Source organism: Paraburkholderia sp. SIMBA_027 (assembly GCF_046535315.1).
In the GTDB taxonomy this organism is placed as follows: Bacteria; Pseudomonadota; Gammaproteobacteria; order Burkholderiales; family Burkholderiaceae; genus Paraburkholderia; species Paraburkholderia tropica.
Window position 1 is genome coordinate 1 of the sequence record NZ_JAWRWY010000091.1, and the last position, 510, is coordinate 510.

The window sequence follows — 510 nt, forward strand, 5'->3', positions numbered from 1 at the left end:
CTTTGATGCCGGGCAGGTTCTCGTCAAGGAAAGTGAGTTCAAAGGCGCCGGTACGAAGCAGCTTCAGCGCGGTTTCGCCATCATAGGCCACGACAGCCCGGTGGCCGTAGCATTCCAGCAGAAAAGCCAGACTGTCCGCGACGATTTCATTATCGTCAACGACGAGCACGTTCATTCAATGTTCCTATTACGGGAAGTTCGCGGCTCTGCCATGAATGCTTCTTTTGTAATACGTATTATCAAATGGCGTTACCTATCCGTTTGGTCTGCAGACTAATTTTTAATTATAATCGTCCATGCGTTTGGCAGGCATTTAATACCGCTCAGTTCGACCGCTTTTCCCGGGAACGCCCAGCAGAGTGCGTCATGGACTCAAGCTTTATGTTTGCCCGGCCGACGCGAGAATGGCCGCGAGGGCCTGCATGTCAATCGCTTGGAGAGATGGTGGTCAAAGCCCGCAGAAAGCGCAGCATCGTGGTCTGCCCGCGACGCGTCTCCGGTGAGCGCGAT

The 510-nt window shown here is 53.7% G+C and carries 1 protein-coding gene; it reads right to left on the bottom strand.

The genetic code is table 11. The annotated features are described in order from the left end of the window. On the bottom strand, positions 1-175 hold a 175-nt coding region (locus tag SB764_RS38270), incomplete at its 3' end, for a response regulator (protein ID WP_410866498.1). Between the last annotated feature and the right edge of the window lie 335 nt (positions 176-510).